General features: G+C 64.3%; 17 protein-coding genes and 1 pseudogene. 14 read left to right on the top strand and 4 right to left on the bottom strand.

Translation table 11 applies throughout. The features are described from left to right. The first annotated feature begins 243 nt into the window (after positions 1 to 243). A complete protein-coding gene (gene hrpB / locus AB0L58_RS21455; RefSeq protein ID WP_364389160.1) occupies positions 244 to 2,670 on the top strand; it encodes an ATP-dependent helicase HrpB in 2,427 nt (808 codons plus the stop codon). On the opposite strand, the gene AB0L58_RS21450 is transcribed toward hrpB, so the two are convergent. After that, the gene (locus tag AB0L58_RS21450) at positions 2,667 to 3,047 is read right to left on the bottom strand and encodes a DUF488 domain-containing protein (protein WP_364389159.1); all 381 of its coding nucleotides are present in this window, start codon (positions 3,045 to 3,047) and stop codon (positions 2,667 to 2,669) included. The genes hrpB and AB0L58_RS21450 overlap by 4 nt on opposite strands. Before the next feature lie 119 nt (positions 3,048 to 3,166). On the opposite strand from AB0L58_RS21450, the gene AB0L58_RS21445 reads away from it, so the two are divergent. Further along, positions 3,167 to 3,769, top strand: a complete 603-nt coding sequence (locus tag AB0L58_RS21445) for a TetR family transcriptional regulator (protein WP_364389158.1) — start codon at positions 3,167 to 3,169, stop codon at positions 3,767 to 3,769. After that, positions 3,769 to 4,947: an NADH:flavin oxidoreductase gene (locus tag AB0L58_RS21440; RefSeq protein WP_364389254.1), complete on the top strand. Its 1,179-nt coding sequence runs from the start codon at positions 3,769 to 3,771 to the stop codon at positions 4,945 to 4,947. The genes AB0L58_RS21445 and AB0L58_RS21440 overlap by 1 nt, the downstream gene beginning before the upstream one ends. Positions 4,948 to 4,972: 25 nt before the next feature. Here the strand turns inward: AB0L58_RS21440 and AB0L58_RS21435 are convergent, their stop codons facing one another. After that, on the bottom strand, positions 4,973 to 5,455 hold the full coding sequence (locus AB0L58_RS21435; RefSeq protein ID WP_364389156.1) for an adenosine-specific kinase: 483 nt from the start codon (positions 5,453 to 5,455) through the stop codon (positions 4,973 to 4,975). Positions 5,456 to 5,821: 366 nt separating this feature from the next. Here AB0L58_RS21435 and AB0L58_RS21430 point away from each other — a divergent pair, with 366 nt between their 5' ends. Continuing rightward, entirely contained in the window at positions 5,822 to 6,703 is an 882-nt protein-coding gene (locus AB0L58_RS21430; RefSeq protein WP_364389155.1) for a serine hydrolase, read from the top strand. 89 nt (positions 6,704 to 6,792) lie between these two features. On the opposite strand, the gene AB0L58_RS21425 is transcribed toward AB0L58_RS21430, so the two are convergent. Next, the gene (locus AB0L58_RS21425) at positions 6,793 to 7,905 is read right to left on the bottom strand and encodes a phosphotransferase (RefSeq protein WP_364389154.1); all 1,113 of its coding nucleotides are present in this window, start codon (positions 7,903 to 7,905) and stop codon (positions 6,793 to 6,795) included. Between the two features lie 188 nt (positions 7,906 to 8,093). Between AB0L58_RS21425 and AB0L58_RS21420 the strand changes: the two genes are divergently transcribed. From AB0L58_RS21420 to gatB, 9 genes and pseudogenes are all read left to right on the top strand, one after another. Continuing rightward, a complete protein-coding gene (locus tag AB0L58_RS21420) occupies positions 8,094 to 8,768 on the top strand; it encodes an HAD family phosphatase (protein ID WP_364389153.1) in 675 nt (224 codons plus the stop codon). After that, the gene (locus AB0L58_RS21415) at positions 8,753 to 9,451 is read left to right on the top strand and encodes a hypothetical protein (protein WP_364389151.1); all 699 of its coding nucleotides are present in this window, start codon (positions 8,753 to 8,755) and stop codon (positions 9,449 to 9,451) included. The genes AB0L58_RS21420 and AB0L58_RS21415 overlap by 16 nt, the downstream gene beginning before the upstream one ends. Positions 9,452 to 9,590: 139 nt before the next feature. Further along, positions 9,591 to 9,932: pseudogene (locus tag AB0L58_RS21410) on the top strand (toll/interleukin-1 receptor domain-containing protein); the annotation flags it as partial. After that, on the top strand, positions 9,933 to 12,386 hold the full coding sequence (locus tag AB0L58_RS21405) for an NACHT domain-containing protein (RefSeq protein ID WP_364389253.1): 2,454 nt from the start codon (positions 9,933 to 9,935) through the stop codon (positions 12,384 to 12,386). 111 nt (positions 12,387 to 12,497) lie between these two features. After that, the gene (locus AB0L58_RS21400; RefSeq protein ID WP_364389150.1) at positions 12,498 to 12,857 is read left to right on the top strand and encodes a hypothetical protein; all 360 of its coding nucleotides are present in this window, start codon (positions 12,498 to 12,500) and stop codon (positions 12,855 to 12,857) included. A 71-nt stretch (positions 12,858 to 12,928) separates the two neighbouring features. After that, positions 12,929 to 13,963 (top strand): ATP-dependent 6-phosphofructokinase, encoded by a 1,035-nt coding sequence (locus AB0L58_RS21395; protein WP_364389148.1) that lies wholly within the window; start codon positions 12,929 to 12,931, stop codon positions 13,961 to 13,963. A gap of 65 nt (positions 13,964 to 14,028) precedes the next feature. Then, complete coding sequence (locus tag AB0L58_RS21390) at positions 14,029 to 14,472, top strand: hypothetical protein (protein ID WP_364389147.1); 444 nt, start codon at positions 14,029 to 14,031, stop codon at positions 14,470 to 14,472. A gap of 313 nt (positions 14,473 to 14,785) precedes the next feature. After that, complete coding sequence (locus AB0L58_RS21385) at positions 14,786 to 16,075, top strand: alpha/beta fold hydrolase (protein ID WP_364389146.1); 1,290 nt, start codon at positions 14,786 to 14,788, stop codon at positions 16,073 to 16,075. A gap of 277 nt (positions 16,076 to 16,352) precedes the next feature. Further along, a complete protein-coding gene (gatB, locus tag AB0L58_RS21380; protein WP_364389145.1) occupies positions 16,353 to 17,858 on the top strand; it encodes an Asp-tRNA(Asn)/Glu-tRNA(Gln) amidotransferase subunit GatB in 1,506 nt (501 codons plus the stop codon). A gap of 57 nt (positions 17,859 to 17,915) precedes the next feature. On the opposite strand, the gene AB0L58_RS21375 is transcribed toward gatB, so the two are convergent. Beyond that, positions 17,916 to 19,022, bottom strand: coding sequence for a PQQ-dependent sugar dehydrogenase (locus AB0L58_RS21375; RefSeq protein ID WP_364389144.1), 1,107 nt, complete (start codon positions 19,020 to 19,022; stop codon positions 17,916 to 17,918). A 111-nt stretch (positions 19,023 to 19,133) separates the two neighbouring features. Here AB0L58_RS21375 and AB0L58_RS21370 point away from each other — a divergent pair, with 111 nt between their 5' ends. Next, positions 19,134 to 20,024: a DoxX family protein gene (locus AB0L58_RS21370; protein ID WP_364389143.1), complete on the top strand. Its 891-nt coding sequence runs from the start codon at positions 19,134 to 19,136 to the stop codon at positions 20,022 to 20,024. Positions 20,025 to 20,029: the final 5 nt, after the last annotated feature.

The following is a 20,029-nucleotide window of genomic DNA, read 5'->3' as shown; positions in this document are numbered from 1 at the left end:
CCCGGTTCCGGACGGGTCGTCCTGCACCTGTTCTTCGGTCGACTGCCCGATTCGCCAGGCGTGAGTTCCGTATCGCGACACTGTGGCAGTACGGAAATGCCAGGCGGTGCTGCCCGCTTGCCGAGCATTACCAGGTCAGGTTTCGGGTGCCTCATCGGCAGGGGCGAGGTCCCGGGTGGGAAGTTCGCACCGATACGGTATCGAAGTACGTCTCCTGACAGCGGGCCTGCAGACTGTTTGGCAATGAAACTGCCTGAGCTTCCTGATCTGCCCGTGCGGGGCGCGCTCGATCGCATTGTCGCGACATTGACCGAGCGTGGCACCGCTGTGTTGGTCGCGCCCCCGGGAACCGGGAAGACGACATTGGTGCCGTTGGCATTGGAGGCCGTCGGACGGGTCGTGGTGGCCGAGCCTCGGCGGTTGGCGGCGCGAGCGGCGGCGGGCCGGATGGCCGCGTTGTTGGGTGAGTCGGTGGGGGAGACGGTCGGGTATTCGGTCCGGGGAGATCGGCGGGTGGGTGCCCGGACCCGGATCGAGGTCGTCACCTCCGGGTTGCTGGTACGGCGGTTGCAGGGTGATCCCGAGTTGGCGGGCGCGGATGTCGTTGTCCTCGACGAATGTCACGAGCGGCATCTCGACGCGGACTTGCTGTTGGCATTGCTGCTGGACGCGCGGGCCGGTTTGCGGCCGGATCTGCGGGTCCTCGCGACATCGGCAACTGTTGCGGCCGAACGTCTTTCGGCGCTCCTGGGCGGTGACCGGGCGGCGCCGGTGGTGCAGGTGCGGGGCCGGAGCTTTCCAGTGGAGACGACATACGTTCCGCCGTTGCCGAGGGAACGGGCCGAAGCGCAGGTGGCGCGCGCCACGCGGGCGGCGCTCGCCGTAGTCGACGGCGATGTGCTCGTTTTCCTGCCTGGAGCGGCTGAAATCCGTCGGACCACCGATCTGCTGGCCGATGTGGACGTGGATGTGGTTCCGTTGCACGGCAGGCTTTCCGCTGCCGGACAGGACATCGCGTTGCGGCCCGGTGCGCGGCGGCGCGTGGTGTTGTCCACCGCGGTGGCCGAATCCAGTTTGACGGTTCCAGGGGTGCGGGCCGTGGTGGATTCGGGACTGGCTCGGGTGCCGCGCATCGACCGTGGACGTGGGTTGTCCGGTCTTGCGACAGTTCGGGTTTCGGCTGCTGTGGCCGAGCAACGGGCTGGGCGCGCCGGACGTGAGGCCGCGGGGAAGGTATGGCGCTGCTGGCCGGAGTACGAGAACGGTACGCTGCCCGCCTATCCGGAGCCGGAGATTCGCACGGCGGATCTGACGCGTCTGGCGTTGGAGCTCGCGTGTTGGGGTACCCCCGATGGCCATGGTCTCGCGTGGTGGGATGCACCGCCGCGGGGTGGATTGGCCGCCGGTCGAGATGTATTGCGCGCGTTGGGAGCCGTGGCCGGAACTGGGGAGGTGACCGAGCGCGGGCGACATATGGCACGAGTCGGACTGCATCCCCGATTGGCGCGAGCGCTGCTCGACGGTGCCGCTGTGGTCGGCACGAGGGCGGCCGCGGAAGTGGTCGCGGTCCTCGACGATGACACCGTCATGCCCGGCACCGATCTGGTCGCCGGTCTGCGCGTATTGCGGCGTGAGCGACCGGGGCGCTGGCGGCGGGAGGTCGAGCGTCTGTCGCGATCGGTCGACGCGACCGAAGGCGACGACGATCCGGCCCTCGTTGTCGCACTGGCCCATCCGGAACGGTTGGCGCGGCGGCGCAGTCCGGGCTCGACGAGCTACCTGATGGCCGGCGGCACCGCGGTGACGCTGCCGCCGGGTTCTGGGCTGGGTGATGCGGAGTGGCTGGCGGTCGCGGTGGCGACACGCGATCCGGGGCGTTCCGAGGGCCGGATTCGGTTGGCCGCGATCGCCGACGAAAAGCTCGCCCGCCGTGCGGCGTCGAATCTGCTGGAGATCACGGACGAGGTGGATTGGGTCGACGGTGATGTGGTCGCCCGTCGGGTCGAAAGACTGGGCGCGATCATGTTGTCGGAGCGGCAGATTCGTGATCCGGATCGCCAATTGCTCAGCTCGGCAGTGCGATGCGGGCTGAATGCGACCGGACTCGCTCTGCTGCACTGGGATTCCGATGCGGTTGCCCTGCGTCAGCGCCTCGACTTCCTGCACCGCACGCTCGGCGCTCCTTGGCCGCCGGTCGATGACGAATCACTGCTGGCCGATGCCGACACCTGGCTCGGCCCCGAACTCGCGACGGCGCGCCGGCGCGCCGACCTCGAACGCATCGATGCGGGACAGGCATTGCGTCGCCTGCTGCCGTGGCCCGATGCCGCGCGCATGGACGAACTCGCGCCGGAGCGCCTGCCGGTGCCCTCCGGCAGTCGCATCCGTCTCGACTATTCGAGCGACCCGCCGGTGCTCGCGGTCAAGGTACAGGAGGTCTTCGGTTGGACACAGACACCGTCGCTGGCCGATGGGCGAGTCCCGATCGTGCTGCATCTGCTCTCGCCCGCTCAACGCCCCGTCGCGATCACCGCGGATCTGGCGTCGTTCTGGCGCACCGGGTGGCCGCAGGTCCGCAGCGACCTGCGTGGTCGCTACCCGAAGCACGCGTGGCCGGAGGATCCCGGCGCCATGCCCGCGCACCGCGGAACTGCCCGTGACATCGGCTAGCGTTCCGGCGAATTCGACTCTGCCGCAATCCAGTTCGCGAGCACTGCGGCCTGGCTGTGGTCGATGTCGCTGGTGGCGGTCAGCAAGGTCACCGGATGTTCGCGGGCAATCGCCCGCAACTGCTCGACGGCGTCGCGGTGCTGGGGATCGCGCAGTTCGGCCAGATATCGGCGACGGAATTCGGTGAAGCGTTCCGGCTGGTGTCCGTACCACTTGCGTAGTTCGGTCGACGGTGCGATGTCGCGCATCCATTCGTCCAGGTGCGCATCCTGCTTGCGCACCCCGCGCGGCCAGACCCGATCGACCAGCACGCGGGTGCCGTCCGACGGAATCGGCGTTTCATAGATTCTGCGGTAGGTGACGTGCTTGCTTATCATGCTCCCGTCCTGAACTGGTCATTGTCGCCGCATACTGCTCCTCGCGTTGAGCTCTGGAGGTAGCTCCATGCTAGGCCCGCCGCGGTTGGCAATCATCGATTCAAACAATGATTGAATCGATGATGGAAACGTGGTTGACTTCGGTCATGGTGGAACAGGCGGCCGCGGCGGGCACGCGCGAACGGCTATTGCTGGCGGCCGAGCGACTATTGCTGACCGAGCGGTACGACGACGTCTCGGTGCGGGCGATCTGCGCGGCGGCCGGGGCCAACCCCGCTGCGGTGCACTATCACTTCGGCTCGAAGGAAGCGCTGGTCGCGGCATTGCTGGAGGACCGGCTCGGGTCCTTGTGGGCGGAACGGTTGACCGCGGTGACGGCCGCGCACGGTTCGGTATCGGTGCTGGTGGACGCGGTGATCGAGCCGTTCATCGGTTTGGCGGCCGATCCCGTCGGGCGGCTGCACCTGCGGCTATTGGCCCAATTCGTACTCGGTCGGCACCCGACGATGTGGCAGCGGCACTGGTTCCGCATGGACGCCTGGGTCGGCTTGCTGCCGGAGCTGAGCGAATACGAGAGTCGGCGGCGCTGGGGATTGGCGTTCGACCTGATCATCGTCCAGTTCGGCGGCATCGGCACGGGGGAGCGCGAACTGTCCGACGATGCGGTCCGCACGCTGCGCGATTTCGTGGTCGCCGGACTGACCGCGGCAGGAGAGAAATGATGAACGAAGTATTCGCACCGGCGACACTCGGCCCGATCACCTTGCGCAACAGGGTGATCAAGGCCGCGACCTTCGAGGGACGAACACCGGACGCACTGGTCACCGACGATCTGATCGACTTCCATCGCGAAATCGCCGCGGGTGGTGTCGGCATGACCACCGTCGCCTACTGCGCGATATCCCCCGGGGGCCGCACCGACCGGCACCAGATCTGGATGCGTCCGGAAGCCGTTGCGGGACTGCGCGAACTCACCGACGCCGTACACGCCGAAGGTGCCGCCGCCAGCGCTCAGATCGGCCATGCGGGCCCGGTGGCCAATGCCGCATCCAATCGCGCACCCGCACTGGCACCGAGCCGAATGTTCAGCCCGCTCGGTATGCGGCCCATGCACGTTCCGAACGCATCCGAAATCGCCACGGTCATAGCCGATTACGCGAACGCCGCACGACTGGCCGAGCAGGCTGGCTTCGATGCGGTCGAAATCCACTTCGGCCACAACTATTTGGTGAGTTCGTTCCTGAGCCCGTTGTTGAACCGGCGCAAGGATCGATACGGTGGCTCCCCGGCCAATCGCGCCCGGCTCGCCCGCGAGGTCGCGATGGCCGTGCGCGATGCGGTCGGCGACCGCTTGGCCGTCACCGCGAAGCTGAATATGGAAGACGGTGTGCGCGGCGGCCTTTCGATTCCGGAGTCATTGCAGGTCGCCGCCCGGCTGGAAGCCGACGGTGCACTCGACGCCCTGGAACTCACCGCGGGCAGCTCTCTGCTCAACCCGATGCTCCTGTTCCACGGCACCGCACCACGCAAGGAATTCGCGAAAGTCCTTCCCGCACCGGCACGCTGGGGCTTCCGCCTGATGGGTCGTGCGTTCCTGCGCGAGTATCCATACCGCGACGCCTACCTGCTCGAACGCGCCCGCCAGTTCCGCAGCGAACTATCGATGCCACTCATCCTGTTGGGCGGCATAACCGATCTCGACACCATGCGCACGGCAATGGCCGAGGGTTTCGAATTCGTCGCCATGGGCCGCGCCCTACTGCGCGAACCAGACCTCCTGCTCCGAATCCAAGCCGATCAAGGCACGCGATCGGCATGTATCCACTGCAACGAATGCATGCCGACGATCTACACCCGCACTCGCTGTGTCCTGCTGGACGATCCCGTCACCGATCGTTGACCGTCGGCAATCTGGAATTCGCCCGCTACAGCTTGTAACCGATCTGGCGCAATAGTTGTTTGCGGGCTGCTCTGTCGTCGGGGCCTTCGACGCCGAGCGGTGCGCCGCCGTCGACAACTCCGACAATTCCGCGGCCCAATTCGGTCTCGGCAATCAATACCTCGACCGGATTGGCTGTGGCACAGAAGATTCCACAGACTTCGGGGATCTGCCGCACCGCATTCAGCACATTGACCGGATAGCCCTCACGCAGGAAAACGATGAACGAATGTCCCGCGCCGACCGCTATGGCATTCCTGGTGGCGCGCTCGGTCAGATCGTCGTCATTGCCAGAGGTCCGGATCAGCCGCGGCCCGGATGCCTCACAGAATGCCAACCCGAAACGCAGATGCGGACTGATCCCGACCAGTGCCTCGTGCAGGTCCTCGACCGTCTTGATGAAGTGGGCCTGTCCGAGGATGACGTTGAGATCGTCCGGTTTGTCGATGGGTACCGAAGTCAGCTCCATCGAACTATCCTGCGCCGCCCTCGAGTCTGCGCGCCAGGGCGACACGCCCGCTCCTTCGGGACGCGCTGTACCACTGGTACCACGAAAAGTGGGCTATGTCGGATTTGTCGAGTACGTTGCGAGGCGATGAACACAAGGAGTTCGCGGATGAGGGCGGCAGCGCGCGGTCATGGACGACCGGTGGCACCGAGCGGGCGCATTACGGTGTACATGCCGATTGACCTCGCCGTAAGCCATTGTCGCTGTTCGGGGTTCGGTGCGTCGGCGCGGTTGCGGTGGGCGGTCGGTGTCGATGCCAAGTACGGTGTCGGGATGCCGTGTTGACATCGCAACGCGGGGGAGTTCGAAACGAGAATGTGTCGAAGTATGTATTTTGAGCTATCCCGGCGCCTGCGCAAAGCGGTCGGCGGTACCGCGCTGGCCGGACTCCTCGTCGTGGCCGGATGTGGTACGGACGCCGACAAACACTCCGCGGAGCCCAGCATCACCGCGGCCGCCGCGCACACCGACCAGCAGCACCTGTCCGTCACGGTGCCGGGCACGCTGGCCGCCGGTTTCCAGGAACTGCAGTTGAGCGTGCACGGCAAGTTGGGCATGGCGATCATGCCGGTCGGCGGCGAGAAGATGGTGACCTTCGGCGATTGGACGACCGGACCCGCCTGGTCGACGATGAAGGTGCCGCTGGTCATCGCCTCGCTGCGTAAGAGTTCGACCAGCTCGAGCTACGCGGCGACGGCGGCGATCACCCAGTCCGATAACACGGCGGCCGATACGCTCTGGCAGTCGCTCGGCACCGGCCAAGAGGCGGCCAAGGCGGTCGAGACCGTGCTGCGTGAGGGCGGCGATACCAAGACCACCGTGCCCGCCACCAGGACGCGTTCCGATGTCTCGGCATTCGGGCAGGCGGATTGGGCGCTCACCGAACAGGTTCGGTTCGCCTCCCGGCTGCCATGCGTAGCACAGAGCTCGGACGTGATCGATCTGATGGAACAGATCACGTCGAGTCAGCGCTGGGGCCTCGGCGAACTCAAGGACGCGGAATTCAAGGGCGGCTGGGGGCCCGACACCTCCGGCAACTATCTGATCCGCCAATTCGGTCTGATCCAGGGACCGGGCGGTCAGATCGCGGTCGCCATTGCCACCCAACCCGATTCGGGCAGCCTCTCCGAGGGAACGAGCATCCTGGACCGGCTCGCCACGGTGATCTCCGAGCACCTGGACGAACTGTCCGGCGGCAGCTGTTCCTGATCGGCTGTGGTGGGGCCGAGTGCGCTCGCAGGTATCGGGTAGCGGCCCCAGCCGAAAACATCGGCACGACGGATCGGTCCCGGTTGTGATTACGACGTGAGTGCGTTCTCGATCCAGTCGACCGCATGCCCCAATGTGGTGGCCACCCTGCTGACGTGTGCATCGAAGCTCGCACCCCCGTAACCGACATAGATCGGATGGGTCGGGTCCGCGGCGCTGCGTAGTATGCCCGGGACGACCCATACATACTTCACGGCCGAGCACCACATGCCGAGACGGGCAGCTGGCGTATCGCCATTCCAACCGCCGGATACGAGTCCGGCCGAATAGCCGTCGAATACGGACGAGGCGAACCCTGGCAGGTCATGCGGCTCGATGAAACCGTCGAACCCGGCGCTGAGCACGAGGTTGGCGATATCGGACCCCAACGGTCCAGCACCCACAAAAGACCAATCGATGACCGAGATCGCCGCTGTATCACCGAAGAGATTTCGGGTCCAGAAGTCGTTGTGGCACAGTGTCACCGGAACCGATGCCAGAATTTCGTGCAGCTCCGACCGGGTGTCGACGAAATTTCGCAGCCGCTGCCGAAGGGCGATCGAGAAATTGTCTTCGATCAGCGGCACTTGCCAGGCCGAGTCGTCGAATACGATCGAGAAATCGAAAGGCTTCTCGGACTGATAATCGCCGATGTAGTTCCGGCAGAACCACGAATGTTCTGGGACGAGGCCTTGCGCGGTCAGTCGGCCTTGCGTCGTGCCGAGCAGTCGGGCTGCATCGATATACTGCTGCGGAGACCATGTGGTGACCGCCGGTGCGGTGCATTCTTCGAGCCACAGATCCACGTAGTTGCCGCCGTCTTCGTAGGCGATCAGATCGGGCGACCGCAGTCCGGCCGATCCGAATAATGCCGGAATTTCGCTCCGATATGCAAGGAATTCTCGACGCCAGTAATTCCAATGTGTCTCGATATCGCTGCGATAAGTCCAGTGCATCCCCCACGGTGAGGTGTCGCCGCCAGGATCTGCTGTCACGTGTTTCAGGACGACGGAACGTTCGGCCGACGCGATTCGCCATATCCCATCCGTCAGCCAACGGTTGCCGGAGAGTGGTGTCACATCGAGCCGGTCGGTTTCTCCGTATATCGATGACAACTGCCGTTCGGATGTTTCCGGAAGGAGGTGGATACCATTGCGATACAAGATCTTTCCTCGGGTGGTTCTCGATGCCATGCGACTGCTTCGGATGCGGTCCGTGGACTGGCGGGCGAATGTTTTATGACACAACAACAATAAGTGGACGCCTATCCTCCATATTGCGCGGCGGGTATGGCTTCGACTATCATCGTACCGATCCGGAGTCAGGCAGCCGACGTGATCGGAGGGGGTTGGTGTTCGGTCCCGCGAAGTTCTGTAGGTCGATAGCAGCACTGGCATTCGACGTCGACGGAACGCTAGCCGATACTGATCCGATACACGCCAAGGCGTGGTTGAGCGCGCTATGGTCCGTGAACGGGCGAGAATTCGATGTCGAAGACTACATCGAGCGCTGCATCCTGGGTGCAATGAGTCCGCGGGAATTTCTTTCGCAATACTGCACCGAGGACGAGTGGCCGCTGGTGGAAGCGAAAAAACGGGAGGTATACCCGGAGTATCTTGCCGATGGTGTCGCGCTGCTGCACGGCGTGACGAGTCTTGTTTCCGCCGCGCAATCGGCTGGCATTCGAATTGCTCTGGTATCCAGTAGCAGTCGGGAGTCGGTGGAAGCTCTATTGAATCAATTCTGGGACAATAGGCTGCCGGATGTGGTTATCTGCCGGTCGGATGTCGCCACGTCGAAACCACATGCTGATCCGTATCGAATGGCCATCGCTCGACTGGGAATCGCCAGTGCCGACGTGATCGCGTTCGAGGACTCCGATGCTGGCATGCGTGCTGCGAAGGCCGCAGGGCTGGCCTGTATCCAGGTGGGGACCGGCAGTTCCGAGCTCGCCGACTTCCGCATCGATGATTTCGGCGAATGCCATATAGAGACCAGGAACGGTCGAGTATGTTTGACAATTTGAATGTTCCTTCGATCGAATTCGAAGGAAGCGGGGGGCTGGTCGAATGCTTGGTTCGCGGCCTGGAATCGGTACCGAGAAAGTCCGGGGGACGTCCACTCGTGTTGTGTATCGGTGGATACCCATTTATGGGAAAGACTTTGCTTTCCCATCGAGTTGTTTCGGCTTGGCGCGGGCCGGCATACGCCCTGGCAACCGAATCGGCGATAATGACACGGCATGACCGGCTGATCAAACAGTTGGACGGTTCATCCGCCGAAGCGCATGAGATCGATAAACTGATGGCCACCATTACTTCGGTATCCGATGGTGCCTCCGATACCGTGGTCGATATGTACTCCTGGAGTCTCGGTTGTTTCGATGGTGTACAGCAAGTTCCGGCGCTGCAGGGTGACGGTCTGCTTATCGTCGACGGTTCGATCAGTACGGCACCGCCGATTCTCGATATCGCTGATGTCGCCATCGCGCTCGAACCGGCCGACTATACACAATGGCTGGCCTCCGCTGTCGAACGCGATATATCGGTTCGCAACTGGGATCGGGCCGAAGCGGAATTGCAGAATCGGGCCAAGGCGCATTCTGTGGTGGCCCAGCTGGCGCATTTCGGTCGGAAAGCTACCGAACATCGAGTGCAGGTATCGTTTCAACACGACCGTCAATGGTTGGTCAGAGCGACTAGTGTATAGTCGGTATTGATAGCGGGTGTGCATTGAATTGTTCTCGGCGTAACGAAAAATCATCCGGCATCGTCCTTCGATCTCGGTGCAACGCCACCCGTGCAGCACATCCTGCGGTCGTGCGCTCGTTGAAAAGGGCGGCGACCGAATGGTGAGTTGTTTTATCAGCTATACCGCAGCGGATTCCGTGTGGGCCGAATGGGTTGCAGATGTTCTACGCACCGCGGGTCATCGAGTAACGGTCCAGGCCGCGGACTTCTTGCCCGGGGACAATTTCGTGCTACGCATGCAAGAGGCCGCGGCCGAATGCGACCACACGATCGTCATACTGTCACAGAATTTTCTGGCCTCGCGGTTCGGCGCGGCAGAATGGGCGGCAGCATTTGCTCAGGACCCCACCGGTCGAAAGCGAAAGTTGATCCCGATCTCCGTCGACGATGTACGGCCCACCGGTCTCTGGTCGTCGATTGTCCGACTCGAGATATCCGAGATGTCCGAGGAACTCGCCCGCGAAGAGATCCTGCGTGCGTTGGCGCCGCTGCAGAAGCCGCCGCCCGCATTTCCCGGGGCACATGGGCGGAAGGTCCAAACGCCTGATTCGACGGGACCGCGGGTGGACGTGTGGCGACTATCGGCGTCCTCGGCGAATATGGTGGGAAGGGGCATCGAGACCGAATCTCTCACTCGATCCTGGCTATCCGGTCAGGACAATATCGTCGCCGTCACGGGGTGGGGCGGCATGGGGAAAACGACGCTGATCGCGAATTGGCTCGCCGAGATGGCAAGATATCGGTACCACGATGCGGATTACGTCTTCGCCTGGAGTTTCGACGGCCAGTCCGACGGCGAACAGTGGGCGACCTCGGACCAGTTCTTCGACACCTTGATCCGCTTCTTGGGCGTGACCGGGGCGGAATTCTCGACCACCTGGGAGCGCTGCCGAGAGGTGACCACGAGGCTACAGCGTAGCCGGGCGCTGTTGATCCTGGATGGTTTGGAGCGACTGCAGAATCCGCCGGGTCCGCTGGAGGGGACCTTCCGAGAACGTGTGATGCAGATGTTCGTACGCGAACTCGCGGCACTGAACGCGGGCATGCTGGTCGTCACGAGTCGACTGCCCGTTATCGACATAGATTCATATATCGGCAAGACCTGTCGAGTGCTGCCGATTCCTGAGCTTTCGCGTTCGGAGAGTATCGAGATCCTGCGCGAACGCGGAGTTGTCGGGGGTTCGGCGGAGTTGAACAGCCTCGCGCAGGAGGTTCGCGATCACCCGCTGTCGTTGCGTCTGCTAGGGGGCTACCTGCGAACCGTATTCGACGGGAACGCCCGACTGTGGCGAGAGTCCGGACTGGCGGATGTCGTCGCCAGCGATGGTGGCAACACCTCGGCGATCATGGATCAGTATGTTTCCTGGTTCTCCGATCGTCCGGAACTGCAAGTGCTGCATTTGATCAGCCTGTTCAATCGGGAAGCCACCTACGAGGAGTTCGCCGCATTGCGGGGAGTTCCGGTAGTGCCGATGCTGAACGATTTGGTCGCGAAGATGTCGCGCGCCGAGTTCGCCTACAGCCTGGCGACATTGCGCAATGCCGGTTTGATCCACACAGATTCGATCGATGAGACCATCGATGCGCATCCGCTGGTTCGTGAACATTTCCAGCAGCACTTCCGCATGGTTGCCGCGGCCGCCTGCCAAGAGGGGCATCGTCGACTGCGTAACATGCTGACCTCCAAGGCCGTCGAACTACCGCGCACCTTGGACGATTGTTCGCCGATAATCTCGGCCATCTGGCATGGCACGCGCGCCGGTGACAACGTCTCGGCCTACCGGGACTTGTATTTGACCCGGCTGGCGCGTGATAACCACTACCTCCGCGACACACTTGGTGCCGCAGCATCGAATTACTCGGTGCTGACCTACATCCTCGAAGGTGGCGAGCCGGAACTGACCCGTCGGGAATGTGCTCAGATCCTCGGTGACCAATCATTGGATCTTCGGATGATGGGAAATACGGCCGAGGCAGTACTGCCGCTGCGGCGGGCGGTCGAGATTGCTCGTAACGAAAGCGATCACAAGGGGCTGGCGAACATGCTGCGTCACCTATCGCAACTCGAGTTGGTAATCGGAAGTGTCGATCAGTCCTGCCTGCATGCGGAGGAAGCAGTGGAGACCGCTGGTCTGCCAGGCCTTCCGAAGCTGGAGTCGCTGTCCGCCCATGTATCGTATTCGAATTCTCTGTTGCACTCCGGGCGCTATGCGGAATGTATAGATGCCCTGCGGCGCAGCGAAATTCTCTCGCCGGCTACGGCCGACGATTGCTCAGAATACGCTGAGCGCCTGACGTTTTACATCGCGCTGTATCGCGCGGGCGATGCGTTGATCACGGTGCGAAGGTTGTCGGAGTTTCGCGCCGATCTACGCGATCTGGAGCCGGAGATAGCGGAGATGTGCGTGACCATCGGCGACACCACGTCGAAAGCACAGGCGGTAGCGGCGGGTTTCGACCGTGGTCCCGGCCCCCTGGCCAATGCGCTGGCGGATCTTTTGTCGGTACGGCTTTCGATGGCAGCCGGCCGTCGCGATCCGGCAGACCTGGCGAGGCTCGAATCCGCAGTGGATGTAGTGCGACAGGTCGGGCAGCGGCCGTGGATTATCGAGGCCAACCTGGTGAAGTCGTACGCCATGCGGCAGTTCGGTTTTCCGGACGCGGCGCAGGAAGCGGTGCGGATCGCGGAGAAGATAGCATCCAGTGACCGCATGAACCTACAACTGTTCGCCTGTCAGCTGGAATCCGCGGAGGTTGCCGCTGCGGTCGCCCGTGAAGACGGCAGCAAGATGAGCTTCGGCGAAATTTCCACCGGCGCGGCAAGACTCGGCCTGGCGCTGATCGAGGAGTTTGCCCTTCGTCTGGCGTCCGGCGTCGATCGTAAGCATCCCTAGGCGACCTGAGCGACACTTGACCGGGTAACGGCGGCATCCGAGAATCCCGACGTACCGGGTGGAGGTCGCAGGACCACGGCCCGCGTCGTCTGGATCGGTGTGGTGCTCGCGGTGCTGGCGATCGGGGGCATTGTCGGATGGCAGCTGCGTAACGGATTCGGCGACCACTCCGGCCATCCGACCACTACAACGATGCCCGTGCACCTGCCCGCCGGTGCGAAACCGTGTGCCCAGCTGCATCCGGCGCTCGGGCGTTTCACCTCGTCCGCGATAGGCACCAACGTCACCAGTTGCGCATTCGCCGAGGAGGTGCGCAAGGCGTACGCCGATGCTGGCGACGGCACGATCACCGATCGATCAGTGATGGCGCACAGCCCCGTCAACGATCGCGATTACACGATGAATTGCACCGCTGCCGACCGATTCGTCATCTGCAGCGGCGGGGAGAACGCCATCGTATATGTGTACTGAGCCGTAGCTGTAACCCAGGGTTCATGGGGTCGACGCAGCACGATCGTATGAAGCGGGGCAAGATATGCGCCATGCGCATCGGAGTCTTGACCGGAGGCGGCGACTGTCCAGGACTGAATGCGGTCATCCGCGCTATCGTTCGCACCGCTAACGGACGCTACGGCGACGCGATCGTCGGGTTTCTCGATGGCTGGCGCGGACTCTTGGAGGACCGGAAGATTCCGATCCTCAACGACGATCGCACGGACCGCCTGCTCACCAAGGGGGGAACCATGCTCGGTACCGCCCGCACCAATGCCGATGTCCTGCGTGCCGGACTCAATCGGATCAGAGCCACCCTCGACGACAACGGCATCGAAGCGTTGATCCCGATCGGCGGTGAAGGCACCCTCACCGCCGCAAGCTGGTTGTCCGACGAAGGCGTGCCGGTGGTCGGGGTCCCGAAGACCATCGACAACGACATCGATTGCACCGACGTCACTTTCGGCCACGACACCGCCTTGTCGATTGCTTCCGAGGCGATCGACCGCCTGCATACCACGGCCGAATCGCATCAACGGGTGATGCTGGTGGAGGTGATGGGGCGTCATGCTGGTTGGATCGCGGTGAATTCGGGAATGGCCGCGGGCGCGCATCTGACCTTGGTGCCGGAAGAGCCCTTCGACGTCGACGAGGTGTGCACGATGATCAAGCGCCGCTTCCAGCGCGGTGACAAACACTTCATCTGCGTCGTCGCCGAAGGCGCGCACCCGGCCGCGGATTCCGGATTCTCGTTGCGTGCGGGTGGGATAGACGAATTCGGCCATGAACGATTCACCGGCGTCGCCCAACAGTTGGGTACGGAAATCGAACGTCGACTCGGTAAGGAAGTCCGCACGACTGTGCTCGGCCACGTCCAGCGCGGCGGCAGCCCGACACCGTACGACCGGGTGCTGGCCACCCGCTTCGGCCTGCACGCCGCTGAGGCCGTGCATGCCGGGCAATTCGGCCAAATGGTTGCTCTGCACGGCACTTCCATCGATCTGGTTCCGTTGTCCGAGGCCACCAAGCAGCTCAAGCGGGTGCCGATCGACCGCTATCGCGAAGCCGAGGCATTTTTCGGCTGATTCCGGCGGTTTGTTGCACAATCGAGACCTGCCGAATTCCTTGCCGCACAGCTACTCTGGTCGTCGTGGCTCAACTCCAGGTATCCGACCTGCCCACCGATGCCGTCGCCGTATTCCGCCGCCGTGCTCGCGTCGCGGGCATATCGATCGAAGCTCAGGTCCGTCAGGAACTGATCGCGATGGCGCACCGGCGAACTTCCGTGGACACGATCGTGGAATTCCTGGAATCCCAAGGCCGTGATCTGACCCCGCAGTTCGACTCCGACGCCGTAACCCTCATCCAGGTCTACGATCTGCCCGCCGACGCCCTCGGCATGTTCGGCCGGCGCGCCCGTGCCGCCGAACTCCCCATCGGCGCCTACGTCCGCCGCGAACTTCTCGCCATCGCCCGCCGCGGCACCGTGTCCGACGCCATGCTGGAACTCCAAGAGGCACAAGAAGACGACCCCACCCTAGAACTCGACATGGACGCCATCGCCGCAGCAGTCCGGTACGCCCGCGGCGCCTAGGCGATGGTGCCGCGCCCACTGCTGCGCTGCGGGTCCGTTGCGAGGCTGGTCTGGAACCGGGCACACCCCTTCTGATAGCCGGGCACCCTCTGCAAGGGGTGCCCGGCTATCAGAAGGGCTGCCTGGCTGCGAGAGGGGCGGTTGCGAGGGTGCCCGGCTGCAGGGGAGAGCGGACTGCTGGTGCGGTCGGTGTGTTCGGGTGGGTGGGTAGGGTTGGGGGATGCATGCTGGGCGATGGGTCGTCTCGGTTTTGGTTGTGGTCGTTGCGTCGGTGGTGGGGTGTTCGTCATCGGATGAGGGTGGGGCCCGGTCGGTGACGGGGGATTGGCATGGGGCCATCGAGGTGCCGGGGTCGCCGTTGGCGGTGGGGGTGAGTTTCGCCGGTAACGGTCACGCCACCATCGACATTCCGATGCAGGGGGTCAGTGGTGCCGAGTTGAAAGATGTTTCCGCCGAACCGGATCGGGTGGCGTTCGCGATTCCGAATACTCCGGGTGATCCGGTGTTCGATGGCAAATTCGACAAGGGCGCCAACCGGATAGTCGGTGAGTTCCGCCAGGCGGGCCGGAGTCTGCCGTTGACGCTGGAGCCGGGCAAGATCGAGCCGCCCGCGCGTCCGCAGGAGCCGAAACCGCCATACCCGTACCGTGCCGAAGACGTCAGCTACCGCAACGGCGATATCACCATCGCGGGCACGCTGACCCGGCCCGAGGGCACCGGCCCCTTCCCGGCAATTCTGCTGATCTCCGGCAGCGGCCCGCAGGACCGCAACGAAGAACTCATGGGCCACAAGCCTTTCCTGCTGCTGGCCGATACCTTCACGCGTGCGGGCTATGCCGTACTGCGCACCGATGACCGCGGTGTCGGCGGCAGCGGCGGCAAACTCGACGACGCCACCTACAACAATCTCGCCGATGACGCGGCGGCCGGCGTGCGCTTCCTGCGTGCCCGTCCGGATATCGACCCGGCTCGCGTCGGGCTGTTCGGCCACAGCGAGGGTGGCTACCTCGCGCCGATGGTCGCATCGCGCCCCGACAGCGGTGTCGCGTTCGCGATCCTGATGGCCGGTCCCTCGGTACCTGGCTGGGAGGTGCTGATCGAACAGAACCGCGCACTGCTCAGCGCGGCCGGCGCACCGCGGTCCCGAATCGATGATCAGGTCGCCTACATCACCGACTGGACCAACCTGGTCCGCTCCGGTGACCTGGCCGCCGCCAAAGACCTCGCCTACCGGCACAACGAATCCCTCCCGCCGAACCAGCGGGCCTCCGCGGAAGTCCTCGACGCCTACCACACCACCTACATGGCGTCCTTCATCACCTACGATCCGGCGCCCGCGCTGTCCGCCCTGCGCATCCCGGTCCTCGCCTTCTTCGGCACCAAGGACATGCAGGTCCTGGCCGTTCAGAACGAACAACCGATGCGCGATCGGCTGGCGGCCGATCCGGACGCCACCGTCCACGTCTTCCCCGACCTCAACCACCTCATGCAACCCGCCAACTCCGGCCTCCCCAGCGAGTACACCGCTATCGAAACCACCATCGCCCCCGACGTCCTCACCTACACCACCACCTGGCTGACCCAACACACACAACCCCATTAGCTTCCGGCCCGAGTGCGAAATCTCACCGCCACGGCGGTGGGATGAGAGGCGCTGCTCGTCTGCACCAGGCTGTCGGTGAGTTCCGTCCGCGCCCGCCGACGCCGTCCACAATGGGAGCGCTGCCACGCATCTGGCGAGCACCTCGCACCTGCTGCCTGGTTCGCGCTGGCTAGGGGACCGCTCCTCAGTAGTCGCCAGGCGATGTGGACGCGAGCTCCTACGGGGCGGCCGCTGACCACTTGGCGGGGGCGGCGGTCGGGTCAATAGACTGATCGCTATGAGTGCACCCACCGTCGACTTGATGGACTATGCCGATGTCATCGACCGGTTCGAGCCGGTGCTCGGTATGGAGGTTCACGTCGAGCTGAACACGGCAACCAAGATGTTCTGCGGTTGCCCGACCGAATTCGGCGCGGAGCCGAACACCCAAGTGTGCCCGGTGTGCCTCGGACTGCCGGGCTCGCTGCCGGTGGTGAACGAGCAGGCCGTGGCGTCGGCGATCCGGATCGGGCTGGCCCTGAATTGCGCGATCACCCCATGGGGCCGGTTCGCGCGCAAGAACTACTTCTACCCGGACCAGCCGAAGAACTACCAGATCAGCCAGTACGACGAGCCGATCGCAACCAACGGCCACCTCGACGTGGTACTCGACGACGGCAACACCTTCCGGGTCGAGATCGAGCGCGCGCATATGGAAGAGGACACCGGCAAGTCCACCCACATCGGCGGCTCCACCGGCCGCATCCACGGCGCGAGCCACTCGCTGCTGGACTACAACCGGGCCGGCGTGCCGCTCATCGAGATCGTCACCAAACCGATTACCGGCGCGGGGGAGCGGGCGCCGGAGGTCGCGCGTGCGTACGTGACCGCGCTGCGTGAGGTCCTGAAGTCGCTGCAGGTCTCCGACGTCAAAATGGAGCAGGGCTCGCTGCGCTGCGATGCCAACGTTTCGCTGATGCCCATCGGCGCAACGGAGTTCGGCACCCGCACCGAGACCAAGAACGTCAACTCGCTCAAGAGCGTCGAGGTCGCGGTCCGCTTCGAAATGCGCCGCCAAGCCGCCATTCTCACCGAAGGCGGTTCGATCGTGCAGGAGACCAGGCACTTTCACGAGGGCGACGGCACCACCTCGCCCGGTCGCCGCAAGGAGACCGCCGAGGACTACCGCTACTTCCCCGAGCCGGACCTGGAACCCGTCGCGCCCGCTGCGGATTTGGTCGAGCAGCTGCGCGGCACCATTCCGGAGTACCCGTGGCTGCGCCGCGCTCGCATCCAGTCCGAGTGGGGTCTGTCCGACGAGGTCATGCGCGACCTGGTGAACGCGGGTGCATTGGATCTCATCATCGCGACCGTCGATGCGGGCGCTCCGGCCAATGAGGCCCGTTCGTGGTGGGTCGCCTACCTCACCGAAAAGGCCAAGGAGCGCGAGGTTTCGCTGGAGGAGCTGCCGATCACGCCCGCCCAGGTGGCGGAGGTGATCAAGCTCGTCGAGTCGAAGACGGTGAACAACAAGGTCGCCAAGCAGGTCGTCGACTTCGTGCTGGCCGGTGCGGGCGATCCGGCGAAGATCGTCGAGACCAAGGGCCTCGGCATGGTCAGCGATGAGACCGCGCTGCAGGCGGAGGTGCAGAAGGCGCTGGCGGCCAATCCCGATATCGCCGAGAAGATCCGTTCGGGCAAGGTGCAGGCCGCGGGCAAGATCGTCGGTGATGTCATGAAGGCGACGCGCGGCCAGGCCGATGCCGCCCGCGTGCGTGAGCTCGTGCTCGAGGCTTGCGTCTAGTTTCGGCTTCCACCGACGACACTGGACCGATCCCTCGGGACCGGTCCAGTGCGTTTTTTAGTCCGGTCCGGTGCCCTGTGACGGCGGCGGGATCTTGATCACCCGATCGTCGAAGGGGCCGTGATTATCGTCATTGTTGACGGTGGTCGCCCAGATGGTGCCGTCGGCACCGGCCGCCGCACCGCCGAGCCTGCCGTATTTATCCTGCACGGTGAACGTCGGTGCGGCGGTGATCGCGTGGGTGTTCGCATCCGGATTCGCGATTGCCAGCGCCTTCGCCCCCGACATCGCGATCGCCACCACATCGGGTCCGGCCGCACAGCCACCGGCGCCGGGCCGATCCGGCCAGGTCCAGGCGGTGGTGACGGTCCCGTCCCGGCCCAGGCGCTGCAGCCGATCCTCGGTCGGGGTGCGGTCGGTGATCCAAACGCTGTCCTTGCCGTCGTCGCACAGATCGCCCGCCGTGCCGAGGCCCGACACCACGACCTCCGCATTGGCTCCCGGCGCAGGCGAATTGATCCGCAACACCTTGCCCGCCAGCGACGACGGCGCACTGGCCAAACCGGGATTGCCCGCATCACCGGTCAGCACCAACAGCTCGGTCGGTGAGATGAATTCCAGCGCACCGTGATTGCCGACGGACCCCTTCGGAATTCCGGTCAGAATGGGCTTCGGCGGGCCGTTCTCCGCGATGCGCACCACCCGGTTATCGGATCCGGTGGTGATGTATGCGTAGATGAGTCCGTCCTCGCGGTACGTCGGCGAGAGGGCGATATCGGAGATGCCGCCGTCACCGGAGCCGTCCACATCCATCTGACCCACCAGTATCGGCGGCGACTGCGGATCGCTCGGATCAACCGCGACCGTCTTGTAGATGCGTCCGGTACGCCGCTCGGCGACCAGCGCGTCCTCGCCGAGCGAGATGATGCCCGCGGTGGAATCCAGGCAGGTCGTAACCACATTCGGATCCGGATCGATGCACGGACCGGTCGGCCGGGGGCGCTGCGAGGGGTTCTGCTGCGGCGATTTGGGTTCGGCGGGGTTGAAGGTCGGTTCGGGTGTGAACGGGCTGGAGGCGGAATCGTCGAACCGAGCGCAGCCGACCAGCAGAACGGTGCCGAGCGCCAAGCTCAGGGCGATGCGCCCCGCGACAACCAAACTCATGGTTCAGACGTTACGGAAACCGCTGCCGATGTGCCGCTCCGGGTCGATAAACGGACACGCCGTCGCCTGGAGACCGCGCACGCCGCCGCGCTGGCGCATAGGGTATCGACCGTGACCGAAGAGCCGAAAGACACATCCGCGCCCAGAACCGCGGGCGCGGCATTGCCCACGGATGAGCAGTCGGCGGTGTCGTCCACCGGTCGTGGCGTGACCAGTCCCTACGATTCACCCACCGGCGTACTGCCCAGATTGCCCTCCGATATCCCATCGCTCAGTCCTGATTTGACCAAGGACGTGCCGCGCACCGAGGAGGAACTCGGCCTCGATCCGGAGATCCCCTCGGTCGGCGAACAGACCAGGGCGAACGAAGCCGCGTCCTACGCCTACGCCAGCATTCCGCCCGCCGCGAACCCATCCGGTGGTGAGCCGAGCCGCCCCCTGCGCCGCCGCAATGGCGACAACCGCCGCGGCACCCTCGATCTCGGCCTGTTCGTGCTGCGCCTCGTCGTCGGCGGCACCTTCATCTACCACGGCCTGCAGAAGCTCACCGGCTGGTTCCACGGACCGGGGTTGGACGGCACCCGCGACATGATGGCATCGGGCGGCTGGGACCATGCGACCCTCTCGACCATCCTGGTCATCGCCGGTGAAGTCGGTGGTGGCGGCCTGCTGGTGCTCGGCCTGGCAACTCCGCTCGCCGCGGGTGCGGTACTCGCGGTGATCATCGACGCGTGGCTGTGGAAGCAGGGTATGGTTCCCGGCTTCCAGTACAAGTCCTCGGTGAAGAGCGGCGTGGAACTGGAGTCGATCCTCGCGGGTACCGCCGTCGTGCTGCTGCTGACCGGCCCAGGCCGCCTGTCCTTCGACCGTAACCGCGGCTGGGCCACCCGCCCTGCCTACGGTTCCTTCGTCGTCCTCATCCTGGCCATCGCCGCCGCAATCGGCACCTGGTACTGGCTGCACGGCGGCAACCCACTGACCGGCATCGGCCCCTTCGACTAAACCTG

Origin of the sequence: Nocardia sp. NPDC052112, from assembly GCF_040680135.1 — a bacterium.
Lineage (GTDB): Bacteria > Actinomycetota > Actinomycetes > Mycobacteriales > Mycobacteriaceae > Nocardia.
This window is presented reverse-complemented; position numbering and strand designations above follow the sequence as displayed.

What these genes read in the sequence shown, in the direction of transcription:
- AB0L58_RS21450 (WP_364389159.1), bottom strand. Translation starts at nt 3,047, where the DNA reads ATGATAAGCAAGCACGTCACCTACCGCAGAATCTATGAAACGCCGATT.
- AB0L58_RS21430 (WP_364389155.1), top strand. Translation starts at nt 5,822, where the DNA reads ATGTATTTTGAGCTATCCCGGCGCCTGCGCAAAGCGGTCGGCGGTACC.
- gatB (WP_364389145.1), top strand. Translation starts at nt 16,353, where the DNA reads ATGAGTGCACCCACCGTCGACTTGATGGACTATGCCGATGTCATCGAC.
- AB0L58_RS21445 (WP_364389158.1), top strand. Translation starts at nt 3,167, where the DNA reads ATGATGGAAACGTGGTTGACTTCGGTCATGGTGGAACAGGCGGCCGCG.
- AB0L58_RS21435 (WP_364389156.1), bottom strand. Translation starts at nt 5,455, where the DNA reads ATGGAGCTGACTTCGGTACCCATCGACAAACCGGACGATCTCAACGTC.
- AB0L58_RS21405 (WP_364389253.1), top strand. Translation starts at nt 9,933, where the DNA reads ATGTCCGAGGAACTCGCCCGCGAAGAGATCCTGCGTGCGTTGGCGCCG.
- AB0L58_RS21395 (WP_364389148.1), top strand. Translation starts at nt 12,929, where the DNA reads ATGCGCATCGGAGTCTTGACCGGAGGCGGCGACTGTCCAGGACTGAAT.
- hrpB (WP_364389160.1), top strand. Translation starts at nt 244, where the DNA reads ATGAAACTGCCTGAGCTTCCTGATCTGCCCGTGCGGGGCGCGCTCGAT.
- AB0L58_RS21440 (WP_364389254.1), top strand. Translation starts at nt 3,769, where the DNA reads ATGAACGAAGTATTCGCACCGGCGACACTCGGCCCGATCACCTTGCGC.
- AB0L58_RS21375 (WP_364389144.1), bottom strand. Translation starts at nt 19,022, where the DNA reads ATGAGTTTGGTTGTCGCGGGGCGCATCGCCCTGAGCTTGGCGCTCGGC.
- AB0L58_RS21415 (WP_364389151.1), top strand. Translation starts at nt 8,753, where the DNA reads ATGTTTGACAATTTGAATGTTCCTTCGATCGAATTCGAAGGAAGCGGG.